Consider the following 3,008-nt stretch of genomic DNA (forward strand, 5'->3'; position numbering starts at 1 on the left):
GTGAGGCGCACACCTACACGGTCGCCGCCTACAACGGCACGGGTGAGGGCGCCAAGAGCGACCCGGCGAGCGCCACCACGACCGGCTGCACCACCAGCCCGCTGCCCAAGCACTTCCTCACCGGCTACTGGCACAACTTCGACAACGCGGCCGTCGAGCTCAAGCTCGCCTCGGTGCCCCGGGACTACGACCTGGTCGCCGTCTCCTTCGGCGAGGCCTCCTCGTCCCCGGGTGAGGTCACCTTCAAGGTCGACCCGGGCCTGTCGACCTCCCTGGGCGGCTACACCGACGCCCAGTTCAAGGCCGACGTGCAGACCCTGCACACGCGAGGCCAGAAGGTCATCCTCTCGGTCGGCGGTGAGAAGGGTAACGTCCAGGTCTCCAGCGGCGCGGCCGCGACCAAGTTCGCCGACAGCGTCTACGCCCTCATGCAGAACTACGGCTTCGACGGCGTCGACATCGACCTGGAGAACGGCCTCAGCTCCACCTACATGGGCCAGGCCCTGAGGTCGCTGCGCGCCAAGGCCGGCTCCGACCTGATCATCACGATGGCACCGCAGACGATCGACATGCAGTCGCCGGGCGCCGAGTACTTCAAGCTCGCGCTGAACATCAAGGACATCCTCACGGTCGTCCACACCCAGTACTACAACTCGGGCTCCATGCTCGGCTGCGACAAGATGGCCGCCTACTCGCAGGGCACGGTCAACTTCATGACCGCGCTCGCCTGCATCCAGCTGGAGAACGGCCTGCGCCCCGACCAGGTCGCGCTCGGCCTGCCCGCGGGCCCCGGCGCGGCGGGCGGCGGCATCGTCGCTCCCTCCATGGTGAACCAGGCGCTCACCTGCCTGGCCACCAAGACCAACTGCGGCAGCTTCGTGCCGCCGAACGCCTACCCCGGAATCAGGGGTGCCATGACCTGGTCGATCAACTGGGATGCCAGCAACAACTGGAACTTCTCCAAGACCATCAAGCCGCACCTCGCGACGCTTCCCTAAGGGCCATACCCCTCAAGGGACCACAGCCGGTACGGCCCGCGTCTTCCGCCCCCGGGGCGCGGGCCCTACCTCGGCACACCCCCCAAAGAAGTGACACCCCCCGAACGTCGAACCTCACTTCGCACCTCTTCCCCATGGAGGGAACATGCGTTCTTTGCGTATTCTCGTCGCGGCGGCCATCGCCGCCTCGGGTGTACTGCTCGCCACCACACCGGCCAGCGCGGCCGGGGTAACGGCGACCTTCACCAAGACCTCAAGCTGGGGATCGGCCTTCGAAGGCAAATACACGATCAAGAACGACAGTGGCGCGGCCCTGAGCAACTGGAAGGTCGAGTTCGACCTGCCCGCGGGTGGCAACGTCAGCTCCGCCTGGGACGCCAGCCTGGCCAAGAGCGGCACGCACTTCACGCTGAGCAACGTCGGCTGGAACGGCAACGTCCCGGCCGGAGGCAGTGTGAGCTTCGGCTTCATCGCCTCGCCCGCCACCGCGACCCCGTCCGGCTGTAAGGTCAACGGCGCCGACTGCGGCGGCGGCCCGGTCGAGCAGGTTCCCGGCACCCCGGGGGTGCCGTTGGTGACCGGCAGCACGAACTCCACGATCTCGCTGTCGTGGGGCGCCTCGACCGGCACGGTGACCGGCTACCGGGTGTACGAGGGCACGACCCTGAAGGCGACCGTCACCGGCACCTCGACGACGATCTCCGGCCTGGGCACCTGCGAGTCGCACAGCTACACCGTCAAGGCCTACAACAGCGCCGGCGAGTCGCCCGCCAGCGGTTCGGTCAGCGGCACCACCACGGGCTGCACCACCGGCACCCCCGGCGCCCCGAGCAACGTGACGGTGACCGGCAGCACCGACTCCGCGATCTCGCTGTCGTGGGGCGCCTCGACCGGCTCGGTCGCCGGTTACCGGGTGTACGAGGGGACGACCGCGAAGGCGACCGTCGTGGGCACCTCCGCGACGATCTCGGGTCTCGGCACCTGTGAGACGCACAGCTACACGGTCAAGGCCTACAACGACCAGGGCGAGTCCGCGGCCAGCGCGGCGGTCAGCGGCAAGACCACCGGCTGCACCAACCCCGACCCGGCCAAGATGCCCGGCGCGCCGTACTACTACACCGGCTGGGGCAACCCGCCGAGCATCGGCACCGTCATGAACGCCACCGGCATCAAGTCCTTCACCATGGCGTTCATCCTGGCCCAGAACGGCTGCAACCCGGCCTGGGACGGCCAGCGTCCGCTGACCGGCGGCGCCGACCAGAGCGCGATCAACGCGGTCAAGGCCGCGGGCGGCAGCGTCCAGGTGTCCTTCGGCGGCTGGAGCGGCAACAAGCTCGGCCCGAACTGCTCGACCCCCGACGCCTTCGCGGGCGCCGTGCAGAAGGTCATCAACGCCGTCGGCCCGGCGGTCGTCGACTTCGACATCGAGAACACCGACGAGTTCGAGAACTACACCGTCCAGGACCGCATCCTGAACGGCCTCAAGATCGTCAAGGCCGCCAACCCGAACGTCAAGATCGTCGTGACCTTCGGCACCGCGACCAGCGGCCCGACCTCTCACGGCGTCCGCCTGATCAACCAGGCCAAGGCGCTGTCCGTGCCGATCGACAACTACACGATCATGCCGTTCGACTTCAGCGGCGGCGCGAACATGTACCAGAGCACGGTCAACGCGGCCGAGGGCCTGAAGAACGCGCTGAAGTCCGCCAACGGCTGGACCGACGCGCAGGCCTACGCCCACATGGGCATCTCCGGCATGAACGGCCTGTCCGACCAGCAGGAGGTGACCAGCCCGGCGACCTGGCAGCAGATCACCGACTACGCCAAGTCCAAGGGGCTGACCCGCCTGGCGTTCTGGTCCGTCAACCGTGACCGTCCCTGCCCCGGCGGTGGCGTCTCGGAGAGCTGCAGCGGCGTCGCGCAGGCCGACTGGGAGTTCACCAAGATCACGGCCGGCTTCTAGCCGGGTACGGCCCGCACCCCGTGCACCGGGTGCGGGCCGGGCCCCCC

Annotated in this window: 2 protein-coding genes; both read left to right on the forward strand. The window is 68.5% G+C overall.

Going from position 1 to position 3,008, the window contains the following annotated elements:
- Positions 1-998, forward strand: a 998-nt coding sequence (locus AB0395_RS39350) for a chitinase (RefSeq protein WP_366290476.1), incomplete at its 5' end; no start/stop codon positions are given.
- A gap of 145 nt (positions 999-1,143) precedes the next feature.
- Positions 1,144-2,961 carry a cellulose binding domain-containing protein gene (locus AB0395_RS39355; protein WP_366290478.1) on the forward strand — a complete coding sequence of 606 codons (1,818 nt, stop codon included), beginning with the start codon at positions 1,144-1,146 and terminating at the stop codon, positions 2,959-2,961.
- Positions 2,962-3,008: the final 47 nt, after the last annotated feature.

This window comes from Streptosporangium sp. NPDC051023, assembly GCF_040689595.1.
GTDB lineage: Bacteria > Actinomycetota > Actinomycetes > Streptosporangiales > Streptosporangiaceae > Streptosporangium.